Annotated in this window: 20 protein-coding genes and 1 pseudogene; 10 read left to right on the top strand and 11 right to left on the bottom strand. The window is 70.9% G+C overall.

Features of this window, described 5'->3' with window-relative positions:
- Window positions 1-49 precede the first annotated feature (49 nt).
- The 4 genes from KF737_RS21460 to KF737_RS21445 all read right to left on the bottom strand — a co-directional run bounded on the left by KF737_RS21460 (window position 50) and on the right by KF737_RS21445 (window position 3,403).
- The gene (locus KF737_RS21460; protein ID WP_296460246.1) at window positions 50-838 is read right to left on the bottom strand and encodes an SDR family NAD(P)-dependent oxidoreductase; all 789 of its coding nucleotides are present in this window, start codon (window positions 836-838) and stop codon (window positions 50-52) included.
- A 209-nt stretch (window positions 839-1,047) separates the two neighbouring features.
- Window positions 1,048-1,221, bottom strand: coding sequence for a hypothetical protein (locus tag KF737_RS21455; protein WP_296460244.1), 174 nt, complete (start codon window positions 1,219-1,221; stop codon window positions 1,048-1,050).
- Window positions 1,222-1,457: 236 nt separating this feature from the next.
- A complete protein-coding gene (locus KF737_RS21450; protein WP_296460242.1) occupies window positions 1,458-2,417 on the bottom strand; it encodes a hypothetical protein in 960 nt (319 codons plus the stop codon).
- The gene (locus KF737_RS21445; protein ID WP_296460240.1) at window positions 2,414-3,403 is read right to left on the bottom strand and encodes an alpha/beta hydrolase-fold protein; all 990 of its coding nucleotides are present in this window, start codon (window positions 3,401-3,403) and stop codon (window positions 2,414-2,416) included. The genes KF737_RS21450 and KF737_RS21445 overlap by 4 nt, the downstream gene beginning before the upstream one ends.
- 118 nt (window positions 3,404-3,521) lie before the next feature.
- Between KF737_RS21445 and KF737_RS21440 the strand changes: the two genes are divergently transcribed.
- Window positions 3,522-3,800: a hypothetical protein gene (locus KF737_RS21440; protein ID WP_296460237.1), complete on the top strand. Its 279-nt coding sequence runs from the start codon at window positions 3,522-3,524 to the stop codon at window positions 3,798-3,800.
- A 146-nt stretch (window positions 3,801-3,946) separates the two neighbouring features.
- Here KF737_RS21440 and carB read toward each other — a convergent pair whose 3' ends face one another.
- A complete protein-coding gene (carB, locus tag KF737_RS21435; protein ID WP_296460235.1) occupies window positions 3,947-7,237 on the bottom strand; it encodes a carbamoyl-phosphate synthase large subunit in 3,291 nt (1,096 codons plus the stop codon).
- 244 nt (window positions 7,238-7,481) lie between these two features.
- On the opposite strand from carB, the gene KF737_RS21430 reads away from it, so the two are divergent.
- Window positions 7,482-7,718 carry a hypothetical protein gene (locus tag KF737_RS21430; RefSeq protein ID WP_296460232.1) on the top strand — a complete coding sequence of 79 codons (237 nt, stop codon included), beginning with the start codon at window positions 7,482-7,484 and terminating at the stop codon, window positions 7,716-7,718.
- A gap of 70 nt (window positions 7,719-7,788) precedes the next feature.
- Here the strand turns inward: KF737_RS21430 and KF737_RS21425 are convergent, their stop codons facing one another.
- Complete coding sequence (locus tag KF737_RS21425; protein ID WP_296460229.1) at window positions 7,789-8,448, bottom strand: PEPxxWA-CTERM sorting domain-containing protein; 660 nt, start codon at window positions 8,446-8,448, stop codon at window positions 7,789-7,791.
- Between the two features lie 299 nt (window positions 8,449-8,747).
- Here KF737_RS21425 and KF737_RS21420 point away from each other — a divergent pair, with 299 nt between their 5' ends.
- The 3 genes from KF737_RS21420 to KF737_RS21410 all read left to right on the top strand — a co-directional run bounded on the left by KF737_RS21420 (window position 8,748) and on the right by KF737_RS21410 (window position 10,606).
- A complete protein-coding gene (locus tag KF737_RS21420) occupies window positions 8,748-9,305 on the top strand; it encodes a sigma-70 family RNA polymerase sigma factor (protein WP_296460227.1) in 558 nt (185 codons plus the stop codon).
- A complete protein-coding gene (locus tag KF737_RS21415) occupies window positions 9,302-10,060 on the top strand; it encodes an anti-sigma factor (RefSeq protein ID WP_296460225.1) in 759 nt (252 codons plus the stop codon). The genes KF737_RS21420 and KF737_RS21415 overlap by 4 nt, the downstream gene beginning before the upstream one ends.
- Window positions 10,061-10,213: 153 nt before the next feature.
- Window positions 10,214-10,606 carry a GxxExxY protein gene (locus tag KF737_RS21410; RefSeq protein WP_296460223.1) on the top strand — a complete coding sequence of 131 codons (393 nt, stop codon included), beginning with the start codon at window positions 10,214-10,216 and terminating at the stop codon, window positions 10,604-10,606.
- A 182-nt stretch (window positions 10,607-10,788) separates the two neighbouring features.
- Here the strand turns inward: KF737_RS21410 and KF737_RS21405 are convergent, their stop codons facing one another.
- Window positions 10,789-11,487 carry an HAD family hydrolase gene (locus KF737_RS21405; RefSeq protein WP_296460221.1) on the bottom strand — a complete coding sequence of 233 codons (699 nt, stop codon included), beginning with the start codon at window positions 11,485-11,487 and terminating at the stop codon, window positions 10,789-10,791.
- Window positions 11,488-11,597: 110 nt separating this feature from the next.
- On the opposite strand from KF737_RS21405, the gene KF737_RS21400 reads away from it, so the two are divergent.
- Window positions 11,598-12,776 carry a response regulator gene (locus KF737_RS21400; protein ID WP_296460219.1) on the top strand — a complete coding sequence of 393 codons (1,179 nt, stop codon included), beginning with the start codon at window positions 11,598-11,600 and terminating at the stop codon, window positions 12,774-12,776.
- A gap of 196 nt (window positions 12,777-12,972) precedes the next feature.
- Here the strand turns inward: KF737_RS21400 and KF737_RS21395 are convergent, their stop codons facing one another.
- Window positions 12,973-13,218, bottom strand: a complete 246-nt coding sequence (locus KF737_RS21395; RefSeq protein ID WP_296460217.1) for a DUF1272 domain-containing protein — start codon at window positions 13,216-13,218, stop codon at window positions 12,973-12,975.
- A gap of 65 nt (window positions 13,219-13,283) precedes the next feature.
- Window positions 13,284-14,105, bottom strand: a complete 822-nt coding sequence (locus KF737_RS21390; RefSeq protein WP_296460215.1) for an ATP-binding protein — start codon at window positions 14,103-14,105, stop codon at window positions 13,284-13,286.
- A 252-nt stretch (window positions 14,106-14,357) separates the two neighbouring features.
- Here KF737_RS21390 and carA point away from each other — a divergent pair, with 252 nt between their 5' ends.
- Window positions 14,358-15,530: a glutamine-hydrolyzing carbamoyl-phosphate synthase small subunit gene (gene carA / locus KF737_RS21385; protein WP_296460212.1), complete on the top strand. Its 1,173-nt coding sequence runs from the start codon at window positions 14,358-14,360 to the stop codon at window positions 15,528-15,530.
- A gap of 56 nt (window positions 15,531-15,586) precedes the next feature.
- Here the strand turns inward: carA and KF737_RS21380 are convergent, their stop codons facing one another.
- Entirely contained in the window at window positions 15,587-15,979 is a 393-nt protein-coding gene (locus KF737_RS21380) for a GxxExxY protein (protein WP_296460209.1), read from the bottom strand.
- 152 nt (window positions 15,980-16,131) lie between these two features.
- On the opposite strand from KF737_RS21380, the gene KF737_RS21375 reads away from it, so the two are divergent.
- The 3 genes from KF737_RS21375 (at window position 16,132) to dnaG (ending at window position 19,680) form a co-directional block, all read left to right on the top strand.
- On the top strand, window positions 16,132-16,524 hold the full coding sequence (locus tag KF737_RS21375) for a hypothetical protein (protein ID WP_296460206.1): 393 nt from the start codon (window positions 16,132-16,134) through the stop codon (window positions 16,522-16,524).
- An 88-nt stretch (window positions 16,525-16,612) separates the two neighbouring features.
- Window positions 16,613-17,476, top strand: coding sequence for an RNA polymerase sigma factor SigJ (gene sigJ, locus KF737_RS21370; protein WP_296460201.1), 864 nt, complete (start codon window positions 16,613-16,615; stop codon window positions 17,474-17,476).
- A gap of 272 nt (window positions 17,477-17,748) precedes the next feature.
- Window positions 17,749-19,680 carry a DNA primase gene (gene dnaG, locus KF737_RS21365; protein WP_296460199.1) on the top strand — a complete coding sequence of 644 codons (1,932 nt, stop codon included), beginning with the start codon at window positions 17,749-17,751 and terminating at the stop codon, window positions 19,678-19,680.
- Here the strand turns inward: dnaG and KF737_RS21360 are convergent.
- Window positions 19,681-21,046, bottom strand: a pseudogene (locus tag KF737_RS21360) (hypothetical protein); the annotation flags it as partial. It lies immediately after the preceding gene.

The raw sequence follows: 21,046 nt of genomic DNA, 5'->3' as shown, positions 1-21,046 counted from the left end.
TCCCGCGAACAAGTCGCGGGATGACGTTCGTTGAGGGGAAACGGGCGCGCTACCGCAGGGTCATTCCGCCGTCGATGACGAGTTCCAGGCCGGTGACGTAGCGCGCCTCGTCGGTGCAGAGCCACAGGACGCCGTTGGCGATGTCCAGGGGCACGCCCTTCACGCCCAGCGGCACGGCCATGGCCGACATGGCGTCGAGGTCCGGCGGGGCGTTGGCGCCCGGGTTCACCGCCTCGCCGACGGTCAGCCAGATCGGCGTCTCGATCAGGCCCGGGTGGACCGAGTTCACGCGGATGCCGTCCTGGGCGTTGGCGCATTCCAGCGCGATGGCCTTGGTGAAGAGGCGCACGCCGCCCTTGGTGGCGCAGTAGCCGGCCAGGCTGGGCGAGCCCTTGAGCCCCGCCACCGACGAGATGTTGACGATCGAGCCGCCGTCGCCGCTCTCACGCATCAGCGGGATGCCGTGCTTCACGCCCAGGAAGACGCCGTCGAGGTTGATCGCGGTCTGGCGGCGCCAGTCGGACAGCTTCATCTCCAGGATCGGGCCGCCGATGCCGATGCCGGCGTTGTTGACCAGGATGTCGAGCCGGCCGTGGCGCGACTTGATCCCGCCGACGATGTCGACCCAGGCGTCCTCGTCGGTGACGTCGTGGCTGCGGTACTCGGCCTTGCCGCCGGCCTTCGCGATGCCGGCCACGACCTCTTCGCCCAGGCGGTCCTGGATGTCGGTGACGACGACGAACGCGCCTTCCTCGGCCAGCCTCTCCGCCGTGCCGCGGCCGATGCCGCTCGCCCCGCCGGTCACCAGCGCCACCTTGCCTGCAACCCGACCCGCCATGCGCGCCTCCCTTATCGTCGATCAGTTGGTAGCGCAGGCGTCTGGGTCCGAACAGTCATGCCGTCGGGGAAGGCGCGCGGTTGGGATCGGGACCCGGGCTCGCGGCGTCGCAAAACCCTCCAGCGCCCGCCGAGCCTCGCCCGGGCGGGCGCCCGTCGTCTGTCTGGGACCGGCGCGGACGCCGGTGCGGAGGTCGGCCCTTGCGGGGCCTACTGCATCCACTTGGGCGTGGCTTGGCCCGTCATGAGGATGCCGTAGATCAGGCCGACCGCGAGCAGGCAGATGGCCGCCACCATGACGACGCCGATCATCCCCTCGAACTTCTCGGCCAGGTGGCGCGGCTTGTGATGCTTCACGTCGCCGGCATGAGGCTCGGTATGCATGACTCTTCCTCGCATTCCGTTGCGGAGCTTCTTGGTCTCCACGCCGTCCTGCGGCAGACGCCACGCGGGCGTCCCCCGGAAGTTCGTCGTCGGCCCCCCTCGTCCTGAAGCCGGGGGCCTGGCGGGCCGCCGGGGCGCGCCCAAGTGCCGCCTGTCTCAGTCAGGCGATGGGGCGAGCGTGCGCCTCATGGCGTCGCCGGTCAATCGGCAAGCGCGAGTCTCAACTCTTTGACAGCTTAGGGTTTCTGAGAGCGCGTCGCAGACGCGGCGTAGATGTCGACGGCGGTGGTCCAGTCGTTCAGCACGCCCACGACGGGCCGGCCGTCGACGTCGCCCGTCACGAAGCTGCCGTTCCAGGCGCGGCCGTAGATCGGGATCGTGTAGCGCACGAGGGCGGTCAGGCGGCCCGGCGCCGTCTTGCCCGACTTGAAGGCGTAGGCGACGGCGCGCTCCCGCCCGGGCGGGTCGAGGCGCATGTCGGCGAGCGGCGCCTCGTGCCCGTCGAGCCGCCAGCCGCCGGTCGCGCCCTGCTGCAGCAGAAGCGTGGTGGCGTCGGCGCCTTCGCCGGAGAGCCAGCTATAGGCGAACGGGGCCTCGAAGCGCGGCGCCTCCTGGCGCTGCTCGTGGAACTTGGCGCGGCCCTGGTGGCGGATCTTCCGGCCGGCGACCTCGAGCTCGGCCTCGACGACGCCATAGACCTCCTGGCGGCCCTCCAGCACCGGCGCGGCGAGCGCGCTGACGCCCTGGAACTGGCCGGTGAAGCGGATCGGGACGCGGCCCGGCCCGTGCGGCGCGGCGAAGCTCCTGTGGCCCATCAGGTCGGCCGAGAGCCGCACGGCCGGCGGCTCGTCGCCCCGGCGGACCCGGACGAGCGCGGCCTTCGCGCCGGGCGCGGCCCAGGTGGCGGTGTCCTGGCCCGCGAGGCGGTCGCGCGACGCCGGCAGGTCGTGGGTGGTGAAGGCGTAGAGCTGGCCGTCCACGACCACGTGGCACCACAGCCAGGTCTGGTCCTCGTCCGGGAAGCGGCAGAAGCGGAGCGTCAGCGCGGTCTTCCCGTCGTCGGAGACGGTCATGACCATGGCGGACTCGGAATAGGCTTTCGATCCGCGCACGCGCACGTCCTTCGAAGGCGCCCCGAAGGCCGGGGCGGCGATGAGGGCGGGTGTCGCCGCCAGCAGGGTCCGCCGGGCGATCACTTCGGCAGGCTCGTGGCGGGGAAGGGCGGGCGCGGTTCGTCGTCGGGCACGCCCATGGCGCGGCGCAGGCGGTCGATGCGGCCCTTGTTCTCGTCGCGGACGGCGTCGGGCGGCGGCGGGTTCAGCACCTCGCGGTCGAGGAAGCGCAGTGCGTCGCGGAAGCGGGCGGTCACGGTGTGGCCGGTGTGGTCGGCGTTGCGGACCAGCCGGTACTCGTGGGGCACGCCGGCGTCCCACATCACGCGGTGCAGGTACTCGGTCCCCTCGTCCAGCTTGAACATGTCGAGGTCGCCGACCTCGATGTAGATGGCGAGGCCCGACGTCAGGATCGCCGCCTTGTTGGCGAGCACCATGTTGGCCGGATTGGCGCGCTTCCAGAGTTCGCGGTCGACGGGATCGCCGAAGATCGACTTGAAGAACCGGTCGTCGCGCTGGAAGCGGTTGCGCATCCTGACGTCCTCGAAGCGGAGCGCCGGCTCGATGCCGGGCTCCATGGCCGCGAGCCCGCCGAACATCTCCGGGTGGTCGAAGCCGAGGCGCAGGGACCCCAGGCCGCCCATGGAGACGCCGGTGACCACCGTGCGGCTGCGCTCGGCGGAGAGGCCGTAGCGGCGGCGCAGCTCGGGCACCAGCTCGGCGACGATGAAGGTCTCCCACTTCTGGGAGCCGTCCTTGAAGTCCATGTAGAGCGAGCGGCCGACGTCGGGCGTGGCCACCACCGCCGGCGCGAAGTCCTTCGCCGCCCAGGCCGCCTCGACGGTGGGCCGCATGCGGGCGAGGAAGCCGTTGTCGCCGCCGCCGCCGTGCAGCAGCAGGAGCAGCGGCAGCTTCTGCGAGGGCTGGTAGCCGTCGGGCAGCAGCACCGAGACCTTCACGGGCGAGGGCACGAGCTTGCTCTGAAGCTCGATGGTCTCGGTGCGCGTGGCGGCGTGGGCCAGGCCCGCGAACGCCAGCGCCAGCATCGTTCCCAGCAGAATCCGCAGCATCGACGCCTCTCCCGACATTTGCGGCACGCTAGCACCGCCGCGCGGGACGCGCAGGCTCAGGCGGCATGGCTTTCGGCTATGCGCCGTGGCACACCGGCGGCGGATTCCGGAGGCGCCCATGGTCCATCTCGACGACTTCATCGACCCCCTCGGCGAGGACGGCGACGACGAGGGTCCGGACGTCGCGGCCGACTTCGCCGCGCTGAAGGCCTCGCTGAAGGCCCTGGCGGACGCGATCGCCAGCACGAACCTGGCCGTCATCAACGCCGCCCAGGGCGACCCGGGCGCGGCGACCCAGCGGGTGCAGGCGTCCGTGGGTGCGCTGAAGCGCTTCCACGAGGCGATGAAGATCCTGGAGGCCGGGACCGAGGACGACAGCGAGGGGGAGGAGGCGTGACTTCCCTCCCTTAATGGGGAGGGACAGGCCGCGCAGCGGCCAGGGTGGGGCAGTGTGGTGCGAGAACTCTGACGGCGGGGATGATCCAGACTTCCCCACCCTGCTCGCCTGACGGCGAGCTGTCCCTCCCCATTAAGGGAGGGAAGTCAGGCGTAGCTCTGGAGCGGCCTCACTTCCAGCGGGGCTTCGGCGGTGGCGGCGATGGCGCGGGCCGCGGCCAGGGCCGCGGGCGTGGTGGTGAAGTAGGGGATCTTCATCATGAGCGCGGTGCGGCGGATCTCGAAGCTGTCGAGGAGGGACTGCTTGCCCTCGGTGGTGTTGAAGACGAGCTGGACCTCGCCGTTCTTCATGGCGTCGACGATGTGCGGGCGGCCTTCGAGGACCTTCTTCACCACCTCGACCGTCAGGCCCCGGTCGGCCAGGTAGGCGGCGGTGCCGGCGGTGGCCAGCACGCGGAAGCCGTTCTCGATCATCTGGCGCACGGGCTCGGCGATCCAGGCCTTGTCGGCGTCCTTCACCGAGACGAACAGGCAGCCGCCCGCGGGCAGCACCGTGCCGCCGCCGAGCTGGCTCTTGGCGAAGGCGCGCGCGAAGGCCGGGCCGGCGTCCTCGCCCGGGCGGATCCAGTCGAGGCCCATGACCTCGCCGGTCGAGCGCATCTCGGGGCCCAGGATGGTGTCGACGCCCTGGAAGCGGGCGAACGGGAAGACCGCCTCCTTCACCGCGATGTGGTCGTAGGGCGTCTCGGCGAGGCCGAAGTCGCTGAGCGGCTTGCCGGCCATCAGCTTGGCGGCGATGGCGGCCACCGGCTCGCCGATGGTCTTGGCGACGAAGGGCACCGTGCGGCTGGCGCGCGGGTTGACTTCGAGGACGTAGATGCGGGGCTCCGCCGACTGCGGCTCCTCGATGGCGAACTGCACGTTCATCAGGCCGCGGACCTCCAGGGCCCTGGCCATGGCTTCGGTCTGGCGCTTCAGCGCCGCGATGGTCTCGGCCCTGAGGCTGAAGGGCGGGAGCGAGCAGGCGCTGTCGCCCGAATGTACGCCGGCCTCCTCGATGTGCTCCATGACGCCGGCGACGAAGACCTCGCCGTTCGCGTCGCACAGGGCGTCGACGTCCACCTCGGTGGCGCGGCTGAGGTACTGGTCGATGAGGACGGGGCTGTCGCCGCTCACCTGCACGGCGGTGGTGATGTAGCGCTCGAGCTGCTCGTCGTCGCGGACGATCTCCATGGCGCGGCCGCCCAGCACGTAGGAGGGGCGGATCACCACCGGATAGCCGACCTTGTGCGCGGCGGCGAAGGCCTCGTCGCGGCTGCGGGCCAGCGCGTTCACCGGCTGGGCGATCTTCAGCCTGTGCAGCAGTTGCTGGAAACGCTCGCGGTCTTCGGCGAGGTCGATGGCGTCGGGGCTGGTGCCCAGGATCGGGATGCCGGCGTCTTCCAGGGGTTTGGCCAGCTTCAGCGGGGTCTGGCCGCCGAACTGGACGATCACGCCGATCAGCTCGCCGCTGGCGCGCTCGGTCTCGATCAGCTCCAGCACGTCCTCCGCCGTCAGCGGCTCGAAGTAGAGGCGGTCGGAGGTGTCGTAGTCGGTCGAGACGGTCTCGGGGTTGCAGTTCACCATGATCGACTCGACGCCGATCTCGTCCAGCGCATAGGCGGCGTGGACGCAGCAGTAGTCGAACTCGATGCCCTGGCCGATCCGGTTGGGGCCCCCGCCCAGGATGATCGCCTTCCTGCGCTCGGACGGCTCCGACTCGCAGTCGGGCTGCTGACCCAGCGCGCCGGTCTCGTAGGTCGAGTACATGTAGGGCGTCGAGGCGCGGAACTCGCCGGCGCACGTGTCGATGCGCTTGAAGACGGGCCGCACGCCCAGCGCCCGGCGCTGCTCGCGCACCTCCTTCTCGGTGGTGTGGGTGAGCCTGGCGAGGCGGGCGTCGGAGAAGCCCTGGGCCTTCAGCCTGCGGAACTCGGCGGCCGTGGTCGGCAGGCCGTTCGTGCGGACCGCCTCCTCCTGCCGCACCAGGGCTTCGAGCTGGCGCAGGAACCAGGGCTCGTAGCTGCACGCGCCGTGGACCTCGTCGACGGTCAGGCCGGCGCGGAACGCCTGGGCGATGACGCGCAGCCGGTCGGGCGTGGGCGTGGCCAGCGCACGCAGCACCGCGGCGTGGCCCATCCCGGGATCGTCGCCGCCGTCGATGGCGATCTCGTCCAGGCCGGTCAGGCCGGTCTCCAGGCCGCGCAGCGCCTTCTGCAGGCTCTCGGCGAAGGTGCGGCCGATGGCCATGACCTCGCCCACCGACTTCATCGAGGTGGTGAGGTACGGCTCGGAGCCCGGGAACTTCTCGAAGGCGAAGCGCGGGATCTTGGTGACGACGTAGTCGATGCTGGGCTCGAACGAGGCGGGCGTGGCGCCCGTGATGTCGTTCATCAGCTCGTCGAGCGTGTAGCCGACGGCCAGGCGGGCGGCGACCTTGGCGATCGGGAAGCCGGTGGCCTTGGAGGCCAGCGCCGAGCTGCGCGACACGCGCGGGTTCATCTCGATGACGACCATGCGCCCGTCGGCCGGGTTGACCGCGAACTGCACGTTCGAGCCGCCGGTCTCGACACCGATCTCGCGCAGCACCGCGATCGAGGCGCGGCGCATCCACTGGTATTCCTTGTCGGTCAGCGTCAGGGCCGGCGCGACCGTGATCGAGTCGCCCGTGTGGACGCCCATCGGGTCGATGTTCTCGATCGAGCAGATGATGATGCAGTTGTCCGCCTTGTCGCGGACGACCTCCATCTCGTACTCCTTCCAGCCCAGCACGCTCTCCTCGATGAGGACTTCGGTGGTGGGCGAAAGGTCCAGGCCGCGCTCGACGATCTCGCGGAATTCCTGGGCGTTGTAGGCGATGCCGCCGCCGGTGCCGGCCAGCGTGAACGACGGGCGGACGATCGCGGGCAAGCCCACGAACTCCAGGCCCTCCAGGGCCTCCTCCATCGAATGCGCGGCCTTCGACTTCGGGCTCTCCAGCCCGATCGCGTCCATGGCGTCGCGGAACTTCTGGCGGTCCTCGGCCTTGTCGATCACGTCGGCGCGGGCGCCGATCATCTCGACGCCGTACTTCGCCAGAACGCCGCCGGCCTCGAGGGCCAGCGCGGTGTTGAGCGCGGTCTGGCCGCCCATGGTGGGCAGCAGCGCGTCGGGGCGCTCCTTCTCGATGATCTTCTCGACCATCTCGGGCGTGATCGGCTCGATGTAGGTGGCGTCGGCGACGTCCGGATCGGTCATGATCGTCGCCGGGTTCGAGTTCACCAGCACGATTCGGTAGCCCTCGGTGCGCAGGGCCTTGCAGGCCTGGACGCCGGAATAGTCGAACTCGCAGGCCTGACCGATGACGATCGGCCCCGCGCCGATGATCAGGATCGAGGAGATGTCGGTACGTTTGGGCATGTGTCTCGCGCGCAGGTTCCGCGCGGGCTTTCGCCCCGCGGCTCAGGTCCAGGACTGCAGGTTAAGGCGCCCCAATAGAGGGGTCGCCCCGCGGGTGCAAGGGCGCTTCACGACGGGCGGCGGCGAAGTCGCGGGCCGGCTTTTGGTTCCGCGAAATTTCTCTTGTGAATCATGCAACTGAGCGCGGCCTCAGGCTCTCTGTCTTCAGGGCGACGATATCGCTGCCCTGAAGATCGGAGTTCCCATGAGCCTGCTGGACCGCATCCCGAGCCTCAGCGACGACGAGGTCGTGAACCTGCTGGCCAACGCCCGGCGTCTCTCGGAGACCGGCGACGACAAGCAGAAGGCGGCCGCGGCCGAACTGTTGCCCGCGCTGCAGGAGGAGGCCGACGCCCGCAAGGCCGAACGCCTCGAACGCGCGAAGGAGAAGCGCGCCGCCACCCGCAAGGCGTCGACGAAGGCCCAGGCCGCAGCCGCCTGACCGGGGCGTCGGGACGAAAAAGCCCCGGCCTCGCGGCCGGGGCGTCTTCATGTCGGCGTGTCGGAGGCGGTCAGGCCGCCAGCGCGCGGCGCCGGCGCAGCATCGAGCCCGCCGCGCCGAAGCCCAGGATCATCAGCGCCCAGGCGCCCGGCTCGGGCACGCCGGTGTTCGGCCCGAACTCGTCGACCACGGCATTGTCCACCTGCACGAAGTTGGCGTCGATCGCCTGATAGGTGAAGCTCGACAGGCCCGACCGGTTGAACGTGACGGTCTTCAGGCCGGGCGCGCCGGCGAGGGTGACCAGCTCGGAGTCCACGGCGAACGCGCCCTGGTTGGCCACATCGGGGGTGTAGAAGGTGAAGAGCACCGTCCCGCCGCCGCCCGAGTTGAAGCCGTTCGCCAGGTCGATCGCGCCCAGGGTGAAGAGGCCGCCGCCCACCTTCGTGACCGTCGTGATCGACCCCTGGTAGTTGTTCGTCAGGGTGGCGCCGTCGGGATCGGCGTTCGAGGAGCTGGTGCGCGACCAGACGACGAACTCGTCGCCACTCGCCTGGCCGGCGCCGTCGTTGACGAACAGGAAGCCGCCGCTCGTGACCGTATGGTAGAGGTCGTAGCTCGGCGCGCTGTCGTTGGCGAGCTCGTCGAAGGTGATGGTGGCCGCATGGGCCGCGGCGCCGAGGCCCAGGGCGGCGGTCGCCGCAAGGCCGAGCGCGAGCGCACGAAAACGCATCTGTAGTTCCCCCAGATTGATCCGGATGAGCCCCTGTGCGTCTTCTAGCCGGCGGACCTGCGCGACGAAACAGCGTTCGCTCGCGGCGTGAGTCGTATCCCGTCTCACGTGCAGCCGTGCTTACGCCATGGCTGGGCGCAGCGCCTGGCCAAGGCCCCGCCGGGCGCCGCGGTCACGATCCCGCGGACGCCTTGACTCCTCGCCCCGACAGGCCACGCAAGCCTTGCGTATCGGCGTCGGGGCAGGCAGCTTCGCAATAACCGGTTCGCCGATCGGCGGACATAACGATAGGGAAGACCTTGGCCGCCGCCGCGACCTCCGCCGAATTGCTCAACCCGCTCATGGCCCGCATCGCGGCCGGAGAGCGGGACGCCCTGCGACAGCTTTATGATGCGACGTCCGCGAAGCTTTTTGGCGTCTGCCTCCGTATCCTCTCCGACCGCGAGGAGAGTGAGGACGTTTTGCAGGACGTGTACGTCACCATATGGCGACGGGCCGACCGTTTCGATGCCGGCAAGGCGAGCGTGATGACCTGGGTCAGCACCATCGCCCGGAATCGCGCGATCGACCGCCTTCGGGCGCGCGGACCCATGGCATACGCCGAACAGGTCGAGGAGCTGGAGATCCCGGACGGACAGGACAGCGCAGAGACGCTGTTGTCGGCCGCGGACGACCGCAACCGTCTTCAGGGATGCCTGAGCGAGCTGGATGACCGGACCGAGAAGGTCATCCGGACGGCGTTCTTCGAAGGCGTGACGTACGAAGCGTTGGCCAAGCGGATGGATGCTCCGCTCGGCACCGTGAAGAGTTGGATTCGCCGGGGACTAGCGAAGCTGAAGGGATGCCTCCAGTCATGAGCGAAGCCCCGGACCTTACCGAAGCCGAAGCCCTCGCCGCGGAACACGCGCTGGGGGTCCTCGACGCCCGGGAGCGGGCGGACGCCGAGAACCGCATGGCCCGCGACCCGGCGTTCGCCGCCGACGTCGAAGCCTGGCGACAGCGCCTCGCGCCGATGCTGGACAGCATCGCCGCCGTCCCGGCCCCGCAGGGGACGTGGGCGCGGATCGAGCGCCGGCTGCCGGCCAACGACGACCGCATGGCGCCCGCCAACGACAACGGCCGGCTGCTGGACCGCGTCCGCTTCTGGCGGAACTCGGCGATGGGCGGCTTCGGCGCGGCGGCCGCCGCCCTGGTGGCGGCCCTCGTGGTCGGCAACCAGCCGGCGACGGTCGTCACCCGCGAGGTGCCGGTGCAGCCGCAGGGCCAGCTCCTCTCGGCCAGCGTGGTCAGCCAGGACAGCCGCGTGCAGCCGCTGTTCGTCGCCGCCTACGATCCGGACCGCAAGCAACTGATCGTCACCTCGCTGCTGCCGGAGGGCTCCGACCGCGACAAGGTGCACGAGCTGTGGCTGATCGCCGGCAAGGAGAACCCGAAGTCCCTGGGCCTCGTGGAATCCGGCAAGGCCAAGGTGATCGCGCTGCCGACCGAGCTGCTGGCCAAGATGGCCGACGGCGCGGCCCTGGCGGTCTCGCTCGAACCGCCCGGCGGCTCCAAGAACCCCGACGGCCCGAGCGGCCCCGTCATCGGCGTCGGCAAGCTCTCGAAGCTCTGAGTCGCCGCACGAGGCGCAAAGCCGCCGCGAGCCTCCGCGGCGGCTTCTCCGTTTGGGCCGGACAGTGCCGCGGAAACGACGGCCGAAATGTCCCCGCAGGCGAATCTATGTTCTTGTATTGTTCTTGTGGGGCGGCCGGGCTATGATCGGCCGATGGATGCGAAGCCGCCGAACGATCTGCTCCTGAGGGAAGAAGTCTTCCGCATTCAAGGCGCTGTGTTCGATGTGAACCGCGAGATGGGACGGGGCTTCCTGGAGCCCGTCTATCAGGAATGCCTTGCGCTTGAGTTCGAGACCCGAGGCATCCCTTTCCGGGCGTTGCCGCAACTGAGGCTCGCCTACAAGGGCCGGCCGCTTCAGAAAACGTACTGCCCAGATTTCATCTGTTTCGACGCCATTATCATCGAACTGAAGGCGGTCCGCGAAACTGTGGCCGAGCATCGGGCGCAGGTTCTGAATTACCTCAAGGCGACGGGTCTCAGGGTCGGCCTGCTCGTGAATTTCGGTGCGAACCCGCGGGCGACCGTGCAACGGTTGGTGCTGTAGGATTCAACCACGAACCCACACGAAGACCCACGAACGCGCCCGCGTAGCGGCGAAGCCGCAGTCTCTTTCCTGAGGCTCCGAGGCAAAGAGGCCTTCGCCCTTTCAACTGGCAGGGCGTGTTCGTGGGTCTTCGTGTGGGTTCGTGGTTCAAAATCATACTGCGGCTTCGCCGCTTCCGGAGCTTACGCCAGCCCGCGCACCCAGCCCGGCAACTCCGAGATGGTCGCCAACTCGGCGAAGCGCGGGTGGTCGACGGGCGCTTCGGCCAGTTCGTGGGCCCAGGTGATGGGGTAGGGGATGTGGGCGCCCCAGCCGCCGGCCTCGAGGGCGGGCAGGATGTCGGAGCGCATGGAGTTGCCGGCCATGACGGCCTCGGCCGCGCCGGTGCCGTAGCGGTCGAAGACACGGGCATAGGTGCTCGCATCCTTCTCGCTCACGATCTCGACCGCGGCGAAGAGGTCGCCCAGGCCCGAGGCGGCCAGCTTCTGCTCCTGGTGCAAGAGGTCGCCCTTGGTGATCAGGACGAGGCGGTAGCCGGCGTCGGACAGCTCGGCCAGGGCGTTGTCCACCCCCGGCAGCGGCTCGACAGGCTCGGACAGCATCTCGCGCCCGGCGGCCAGGATGTCGGCGATCAGGCGGCCCGGCGGCTCGCCCGCGGTCAGCTCCATGGCCGTCTCGACCATCGAGAGGGTGAAGCCCTTCACGCCGTAGCCGTAGAGCCTGAGGTTGCGCTTCTCGATCTCGGCCAGCCTGGCCGTGGTGACCTCATGGGTCGCGTAGTCCGCCAGCAGGTCGCGCAGGCGATCCTGGGTGAGCCGGAAGATCGTCTCGTTGTGCCAGAGCGTGTCGTCGGCATCGAGGCCGACCGTGGTGATGCGCATGGCGCGCTCCATACGGCGGCGGGCGCGATCTGCGCAATCGGCGGGCGCCGGCTGCAACCCCGGCGGGCGCCGGACGCCAATCCCGTCCGCGCCGCGCGATCGACGGATGAATGCAACACACGGCCCGCATCCTGTCGGTCGTCGGGTCGATTCGGAGTGCAGGCATGGCGGCCGGCGGGCTTTTCGCGCGCATCGGGCGGTTGCTGGGCGGCCGCGCCGTGGCCGAGGCGCTGGAGCGGGCCGAACGCGCGGAGGCGCGCCTGCGCGACGCCATCGACGCCATCCCCGAGGGTGTCGTCTTCCTCGACGCCGAGGGACGCTACATCCTCTGGAACCGCCGCTACGCCGAGATCTACCACCGCTCGGCCGACCTCTTCCGGCCCGGCGCGCGCCTGATCGACACGCTGCGCGAGGGTGTGGCGCGGGGCGACTACCCGGACGCCCTCGGCCGCGAGGAGGCCTGGCTCGCGGCCCGCGAGGAGAAGCTGGCCACGGCGACCGGCGATCGCCATGAGCAGCAGGTGGCCGACGGCCGCTGGCTGATGATCGAGGAGCGGCGCACGTCGGACGGCGGCGTCATCGGCCTGCGCGTCGACATCACCGGGATGAAGCGCCAGGCCGCGTTGCTGGAGGAGGCGCTGGCCCACGCCGAGGCGGCCCACCGCGCCAAGGCCGGGTTCCTGTCCGACATGAGCCACGAGCTGCGCACGCCGCTGAACGGCGTGATGGGCCTGGCCCAGGCCCTGGAGGCCACGACGCTCGACCACGACCAGCGGGCGCTCGTGCGCGACATCGGCGACGCGTCGCGCAGGCTGGACCGGCTGGTCACCGGCCTGCTCGACTACGGCGACGCCGATCTGGCCGTCGACGACCACGTCCATGCCGTGCCGGCGGCCGCCGACCGGCCGCTGAAGGTGCTGGCGGCCGACGACAACCCGACCAACCGCAAGGTCATCGCGCTGATGCTGCAGGCGGCCGGCGCCGAGGTGGTGACGGTGGAGAACGGCTTCGAGGCCCTGGAGGCCTGGCGCGGCGGCGGGTTCGACGCGGTGCTGATGGACCTGCGCATGCCGGTCACCGACGGGCTGGCGGCGATCCGGGCCATTCGCGCCGAGGAGCAGGCGCAGGGCCGCGCGCGCATCCCCACCATCGTGCTCTCGGCCAACACCTCGCCCGAGGACCGCGCGGCCAGCGCCGCGGCGGGCGCCGACGGGCATATCGCCAAGCCGATCCGGACCGACGCCCTGTTCGCCGCCCTGGAAGCCGCGCTCTCGGACCGGGCGGCCTGAGGGACCCCGAAGTCCACGAAGGCGGCCATCCCGAGAGGCCGCGAAGCGGCGCCGTCCGATTCGAGAGCCACGGATTGCACGGATTTCACTGACGGGTCGGCGTTGATCCGTGCAATCCGTGCAATCCGTGGTTCCGAACGGCCGAGCCTCCGCTGCGGAAGTCATTGAATTCCCTCAGGGGAATTGAGTGTGGACCCTAGGCGGCGCAGGCCTTGTGGGGCTTCGTCACGCGCTCGCTGGAAGCGGGATGACTGGCCAGCATGGCCGGCGGGCGGATCGGCCGGCGCACCAGTTCGCCCGCGCAGTTGGGGCAGCGTCCGCCGAGGCGGCGGTCCGCGCAGTCGGCGCAGAAGGTGCATTCATAGCTGCAGATCCGCGCCTCGGCGCTGTCGGCGGGAAGATCCCGGTCGCAGCATTCGCAGTTGGGTCGCAGCGCGAGCATGGCGCGATCATGCCGCGAAGGGACCGAACTCCGGAAGGACAGCGTTCCCTCGATTCCCGCCGGGATCAGGGCCCGGCCGGGCGGAGTCTCCGCGCGGCGTGCGGCCGCGCGGCCGTCTCGCGGGCGGCCTTCGCCTCCGGCGCGCGGCGCAGCGTGAAGTAGAAGGCCGCGCCGCCGCCGCTGGCGCGCTCGGCCCAGAGGCGGCCGCCGTGGCTCTCGACGATGCCGCGGCTGATGGAGAGCCCCACGCCCATGCCGTGCGGCTTGTCGGTGACGAACGGCTGGAAGAGGCGGGCGGCCACGTCGGGCGAGACGCCCGGGCCGCTGTCGATCACGTGGATGCGGATCAGGTCGCCGTCGGGCGCGGCGCCGACGCGCAACTCGCGCCAGGGCAGGCCCTCCATGGCCTCGATGGCGTTGCGGACCAGGTTCACGATCACCTGCTGCACCTGCACCCGGTCGGCCAGCACGTTCTGCGCACGGTCGTCGAAGTCGTAGTGCAGCACGACGGATTCGCGCGCGATGTCGGCCATGGCGAGGTCGATCGCCTCGGCGACCAGCTCGGGCAGCGCCATGGGGCTCACGGCCACGTCGCCGCGGTGCGCCCCCTCGCGGACGCGGGCCACGATCTCGGCGGCGCGGGCGGCCTGCTCGCCCATCCTGCGCAGAAGGTCCTTCAGCTCGGCGTCGTCGCCGACGATGCGCTCGGCGGCGGCGGCGTAGTTGTTGATCGCCGCCAGCGGCTGGTTCAGCTCGTGCGCCAGGGTGACGGCGAGCTCGCCCATGGCGTTCATCCGCGCGGCCTGGGTGAACTGGAACTGGATGTCGGCGCGCCGCCGCGTCCACGGCTCGTTGCGCTTGTCCGGCGGTTCGGTCGGCGTCGGCATCAGGCGCGAGAACCCCGCAAGCCGCCGCGCGAACGCGGCGACTGGTCCTTCGGCGGCGTCCACGGCCCAACCCGTGGTGCTCGACCTCTTACGCGTCACTCGGAAAGTCCCTAGACCCTGAGGCGAAGCTACAATCTCAACTAGAATTTACAATAGAATTCCTACCTGGGCGGGCAGTCATCGTGTCGCGCATTGACCCGCCTCCCGCGAGTCACTAGCTACGCGGCCGTTTGCCCAACAGGAGCCTGCCCGATGACCCGCGACCTGCTGCCCGGCGTCACCGGCGTCCTGGCCCTCGCCGACGGGACCGTCCTCCAGGGGATCGGCGTCGGCGCGGTGGGCGAGGCGGTGGGCGAGGTGTGCTTCAACACCGCCATGACCGGCTACCAGGAGATCCTGACCGACCCGTCCTACATGGCCCAGATCGTGGCCTTCACCTTCCCGCACGTGGGCAACGTGGGCGTGAACGTCGAGGACATCGAGCAGATGTCCGGCTCGGCCCAGACGGCGGCCCGCGGCGCGATCTTCCGCGACGTGCCCACCCCGCCGGCGAACTGGCGGGCGGACTCGGACCTTGAGACCTGGATGCGGCGGCGCGGCGTCATCGGCCTGGCCGGCGTCGACACCCGGGCGCTGACCCGGTCCATCCGCGAGCACGGCATGCCGCACGGGGTGATCGCCCACGATCCCGAGGGCCGGTTCGATCTCGACGCCCTGGTCGCCCAGGCGCGCGCCTGGTCGGGGCTGGAGGGCCTGGACCTCGCCAAGGACGCCTCGTGCCTGCAGCCCTTCGTCTACGACGAGGGCCTGTGGAGCTGGGAAGGCGGCGGCTACGCCAAGGCTGACGCCAGGCCGAAGTACGAGGTCGTGGTCGTGGACTACGGCGTGAAGCGCAACATCCTGCGCGCGCTGACGTCCGTCGGCGCGCGGGTGACCGTGGTGCCGGCCAGGACCAGCGCCGAGGACATCCTGGCCCGCAACCCGGACGGCGTGCTGCTGTCGAACGGCCCCGGCGACCCGGCGGCGACCGGCGAATATGCGGCGCCCGAGATCCGGAAGCTGGTGGAGAGCGGCAAGCCGGTGTTCGGCATCTGCCTCGGCCACCAGATGCTGGCGCGCGCCCTGGGCGCGAAGACGGTGAAGATGGAGCAGGGCCACCACGGCGCGAACCATCCGGTGAAGGATCTGACGACCGGCAAGGTCGAGATCGTCTCGATGAACCACGGCTTCACCGTCGACCGCGACAGCCTGCCCGAGCCGGTGGTGGAGACCCACGTCTCGCTGTTCGACGGCACCAACGCGGGCCTCGCGCTCAAGGACAGGCCCGTCTTCTCCGTCCAGCACCACCCGGAAGCCTCGCCCGGCCCCACCGACAGCCTCTACCTCTTCGAACGCTTCGCCGGCCTGATGGACAGCGCGAAGTAGGCGGCGACGCCGCCAAGAAATCGGACCACAGAAAACACAGAAAACACAGAAGGGGCCTATAGCGCGAAGCGTTCGATCTGGACGCCTGGTGTGGCCCCGAAGTTCACGAGCAGGCCCAGCCTCATGTTGGCTGCGCGGAGGTAGTTGATCGTCTGCGCCCGATGCTCGGGCGCGATAGCGCGTAGCGCCTTCAATTCCAGGATGATCTGCCCATAGCAGATGAAGTCAGGGACGTAGGTGCGCTGCAGCGGGACGCCGTCGTAGGTCAACGCCAGTGAGCGCTGCATTTCGAACGGGACGCCGCGCCGGCCGAGCTCGATGGCCAGACACTCATGATAGACGCCTTCGAGAAAGCCGGCGCCCATGGTGCGGTACACGTGGAAGACCGCTCCGCGGATGCGAAACGCTTCATCCTTGAAGAGGAATGTATCATCGCCTGCCCCGTCCATTCGTCAAAGCTAGCACTTTCTCACACCGGAACAAAATAGAAACACTAGCCATCCTCCTTCTGTGTTTTCCGTGTTTTCTGTGGTTCCAGCTCTTTCGATGTCACAACGCCCGCCGCCCGTCCGTCCTGGGGGGAAACGGACGGAGCGGGCCTTTGCGCAGTTGGGATCGGGTCGTTGCGGCGCTGATGGCGCTGATCTTCGTGGCGAACGGGGCGGTCATGCTGGTCGCGCCGCTGGGCTGGTACGACGCCGTGCCGGGCGTGCCGGCGACGGGGCCGTTCAATCCGCATTTCGTGCGTGACATCGGGTGCGTCTACCTCGCCTGCGCGCTGGGCTGCGGCTGGTTCGCGTGGCGGCCGGCGCAGGGATGGCCGGCGCTGGCGCTGGCGGCCTTCTGGCTGGCGGCGCACGCGGCCGTCCACGTCTACGACGCGACCTGCGGCGCGAGCCCCCTGGCCGATTTCCGGCGCGATTTCGTGGGCGTCTACCTCTTCGCGGCGATCCCGCTCGTCCTGGCCCTCGCCCGCAGACCGAAAGGCGCCTGACCGATGCTGAAGATCCCGCCGGCTCGACGGACGCAGGTGGGCGGCGAGGCCGTCGCCCCGCTGAACGGGGCGGCGTAGGATGGCGGCGATGGACGCGGCGCTCACCGACGCCTTCGAGGCCAACCGCGGTCGCTTGCAGCGGCTGGCCTACCGCATGCTGGGCTCGGTCTCCGAGGCCGAGGACGCGGTGCAGGACGCCTGGATCCGCTGGCGCCGCGCGGGCGAGGGCGTGAGCGACCCGACCGCCTGGCTGGTGCGCGCCACCACGCGGTTGTGCATCGACCGCCTGCGCGCCGCCAAGGCCGAGCGCGCGGCCTACAGGGGCCCCTGGCTGCCCGAGCCGCTGATCGAGCCCCTGGCCGACGATCCGGTGGAGCGGGCCGAGGAGGTGTCGGTGGCCTTCCTGCTGGCGCTGGAGCGCCTGTCGCCGCTGGAGCGCGCGGTCTTCCTGCTGCATGACGTGTTCGACCAGGACTACGCCGAGGTCGCCGGCACGCTGGACCGGTCGGAGGCGGCGGTGCGCCAGTTGGCCAGCCGCGCCCGCGAGCACGTGGCGGACGCGCGCCCGCGCTTCACGATCGACCAGGACAAGGCGCTGAAGCTGGCCACGGCGTTCGCGATGGCGAGCCAGACCGCCGACGTCAGCGCGCTGCGCGAACTGCTCACCGAAGACGCCATCCTGGTCAGCGACGGCGGCGGCAAGCGCACGGCGGCGTTGCGTGTGCTGGCGGGCCGCGAGGACGTCATCGGCCTGTTGAAGGGCATCGTCTGGCGCCAGGGCGGCGAGATCGCCGTGAAGAGCGCACAGCCGGTCCGCATCAACGGCTACCCCGGCCTGCTGATCGAGGTCTCCGACGGCCCCGAGACCTTCGCCCTGGAACCCGGCGAAGACGGCCGCATCGCCGCCATCTACGTCATGCGCAACCCGGACAAGCTCCGGCACGTGCGGTAGGGGTCTCCCATTGAGCCCCGCGCCAGTGGAGGCTCAGTTATTTCGAACCACGGAAGACACAGAAAACACGGAAGCCGGCAGACGTTTCGTCTGTGTCCTCTGTGCTTTCTGTGGTTTCGGTAGAACGTCGCCGCTTCGAGGCCTCTCGGGCCGGCACTTTCGCGCCTTTCGGGGTTCACGACCGGATTTGTCGTCGCAGCGGCGAATCATCCACAGCTAGCCGCCGCCATTCCACAGGTTGTCAGCGGCCGCGGTGGTAACGGTCTCGGGTCATGGTCGGGCGGTTCGACGAGCGGTTCCTGGAGGAGATCAAGTCGCGGCTTCGGCCGTCCGACGTGATCGGCCGCACCGTGAAGCTGCGCAAGCAGGGCCGCGAGTACGTGGGCCTGTCGCCGTTCAACAAGGAGAAGACGCCCTCGTTCTACGTGAACGACGACAAGGGCATGTTCTTCGACTTCTCGTCGAACAAGACGGGCGACCTGATCACCTTCCTGCAGGAGACCGAGCGGCTGACGTTCGCCGAGGCCGTGGAGCGGCTGGCGGGCGAGGCGGGGCTGGCGCTGCCCGAGGCGGACCCGCGGAGCGCCGAGCAGGAGAAGCAGCGGCAGGGGCTGGCCGACTGGCTGGAGCTGGCGGCGCAGTGGTTCGAGGCCGAGCTGAAGCGGCCGCCGGGCCGTGACGCGCGGGCCTATCTGGAGCGGCGCGGCCTGCCCGAGGCCGAATGGTCGCGGTTCCGGATCGGCTTCGCGCCCGCCAGGACGGCGAACGGCGAGCGCACGGCGCTGAAGGACTACCTCGTCGCCAAGGGCGCCAAGCCGGGCGAGCTGGTGGACGCGGGCCTGCTGATCGCGCCGGAGGAGAGCGGGCAGGCGCCCTACGACCGGTTCCGCGACCGGATCATCTTCCCGATCCTCGACGCGCGCGGCCGGGTGGTCTCGTTCGGCGGCCGGGCGATGGACCCGCAGCAGAAGGCCAAGTACCTGAACGGCCCGGAGACCGCGGTCTTCCACAAGGGCCATCACCTCTACGGCCTTTCGGAAGCGCGCAAGATCCTGGCCGCCGCCAAGGCGGACGAGGCCCCGCCGCTGGTGGTGGTCGAGGGCTACATGGACGTCATCGCCTGCCAGCGGGCGGGCGTGCCGGCGGTGGCGGCCATGGGCACGGCGCTGGGCGAGGAGCAGATGGAGGTGCTGTGGCGCCACCACCCCGAGCCCACGCTCTGCTTCGACGGCGACCGGGCGGGCCGCCAAGCGGCGGCGCGGGCCATGGACCGGGGTCTGCCGCTCCTGAAGCCGGGCAAGAGCTTCCGCTTCGCCATCGTCGAGGGCGGCAAGGACCCCGACGACGTGCTGCGCGAACAAGGGCCGGCGGTGCTGCGCCAGCAGCTTTCGCAGACGACGCCCTTCGCCGAGGCGCTGTTCATCCGTGAGCGCGACGCCGAGGACCTGGACACGCCGGAGCGCAAGGCCGCGCTGAAGGTGCGGCTGCGCAAGCTGGCGGCCACCGTCGCCGACGGCGACCTGGCCCAGGCCTACAAGGAGGACCTGCTCGCCCGCTTCGAGGCGCTCTGGCCGACCCGCCAGCCGGTCTACACGGTGGGCGCGGCGGCGCGGGAGATGTCGCGGGCGCGCTGGGACCGCCGCCGCGCCGTCCCGGCCGGCGCCACGCCCGAGGCCAGGGACGCCGCCCGGCGCATGCGCACCGCGCCCAGGGCGTTGCCGGCGGCGCTGGCGGTCGCGGCGCTCAAGGACCCCACGTTGCTGGACGACGCCATCGAGCGCGTGGGCTCGCACGGCTTCGGGGACGAACAGCTCGACAAGATCGCCCAGGAGCTGGTGCGCCTGCGCTACGAGTCCGACCACCTGGAGATGGAGACCCTGCAGCGGCGCCTGCTGGCGAGCGGGATCAGCGCCGAGGACCTGGCCCGCGTCGAGCGCGAGGCCGAACGGGCCGGCGTGGCGGCGCCCTTCCTGCGCGAGAGCGGCGAGCGGGCGCGCCTGCTCTGGCGGCAGGCGTTCGACCTCCTGATGCAGTTGGAGAGCCTGGAGCGCGCCGCCGAGGCCGCCCGCCAGGACATCGCCCGCGATCCCAGCGCGCTGGCGACGCTGAGCCAGCTCAAGGCCGAGCGCGACCACCTGCGCCGCCTGCTCAACAGCGACTGGGCCAACGGCGAGGACGGGGCCCATCCCGTCCTGCCGCACTGATCAGCCGGCGTTCGCCACCGCGGCCCGGGCGAGGCGGCGGCAGTCGGCGGGGGTGACGTCCGCGCCGCAGAAGTCGGGCCAGGCGTCACGCGCCAGCCAGTACTGCGCGAGCCCGATGCGCGCGACCAGCGGCCAGAAGCGCCGATCGCCGCGCAGCGCCGCCGCGCCCGGCTGCGAGAGGAAGGCGGCCCCGCCGTCTTCGAGCAGCGCGTCGAAGCCCGACCCGGACATCAGCTCGAAGGCCGCGTCGTTGCGGCCCAGGCGCACGAGCGCCTGCGCCCCGATCCTTCCGAGCGCGCGGGCCTCGGGCGCGAGGAGCATGCGTTCCGCCCGCGCGACGTCCGCCGGGCGTCCGCCGAGGCGCGCGTCGAGGAAGGCCTCGAGCGCCGGCTGGACGCCGGGGTCGAAGGCGGGGCGCGTGTCGGGATCGCGCAGCAGGGCGCGGGCCTCCGCGGCGGAGCCGTCGAAGGCCGCCATCTCGAACCGCGTCAGGCGGGTGAGGGCATGGTCCGGCCGCCGCGCGGCGGCCTGGCGGATGGCGTCGGCGGCGAGGTCGGGGCGGCCCGCGGCCTGCAGCGCCCGGGCCCGCGAGAACCCGATCGGACCGGCGACCGGCAGCAGGGCGGCGGCGCGGTCGCACAGCGGGACAGCCTCGCGGGCCCGGCCGAGGTCGGTCAGCAGCCGGCAGCGGCGCATGTACAGGAAGGGAAAGTCGGGCGCGTGGCGCAGCCCTTCGACGAGACGGTCGTCGGCGGCGACGAAGTCGGTGGGCGCACGCTGGCGCTGGATCGTGTGCAGGGCGTCCCAGGCCGAGCCCGACGCGCGCGGATCGATGCGGATGGCCCGCTCGGCCTCGCGCTCGGCGCGCCGCAGCAGGGCCTCGCGCGCCGGACCCGGGGCTTCGGCCGCTTCGCGCGTGAACGTCAGCGCCAGCAGGCCCCGGTCGCCCGCGGCGCGGGGCTCGCGCGCCAGCACCTGCTCGACCGCGCGCCGGGCCTCGCTGAGGCGGAGGCCGGCCGGATTGCGGATCGCCTCGGCGGCGCGGATGTGGAGCGCGACCGTCTCGGCGTCCGGCGCCAGGCCCTTCTGCTGCCGCGCCTCGATCACGGCGTAGACGGCCTCGGTGACGTCGCTGGCCGCGACGATCCGCTGGCGCGCGGCGTCGGCGGCGGGCCGGTCGTAGTCGCGGCTCCAGAGGACGACGCCGGCGGCGCGGTCCTCGAGGAACAGGCGGGTCCGCAGCCGCACCCCCTCGCGGGTGACCACGCCGCCGAGGGTCAGGGCGCCGCGGGGCCCCGTTCCTGCCTCGCCGGCGCTCACCGCCAGCCCGGCCTCCGTGAGCGAACCCGCGATCTCGGCGCCGAGG

Source organism: Phenylobacterium sp., from assembly GCF_019636135.1.
GTDB lineage: Bacteria > Pseudomonadota > Alphaproteobacteria > Caulobacterales > Caulobacteraceae > Phenylobacterium.
The sequence above is the reverse complement of the archived record's forward strand: the minus strand, read 5'-3'. Positions and strand labels throughout refer to the sequence as shown.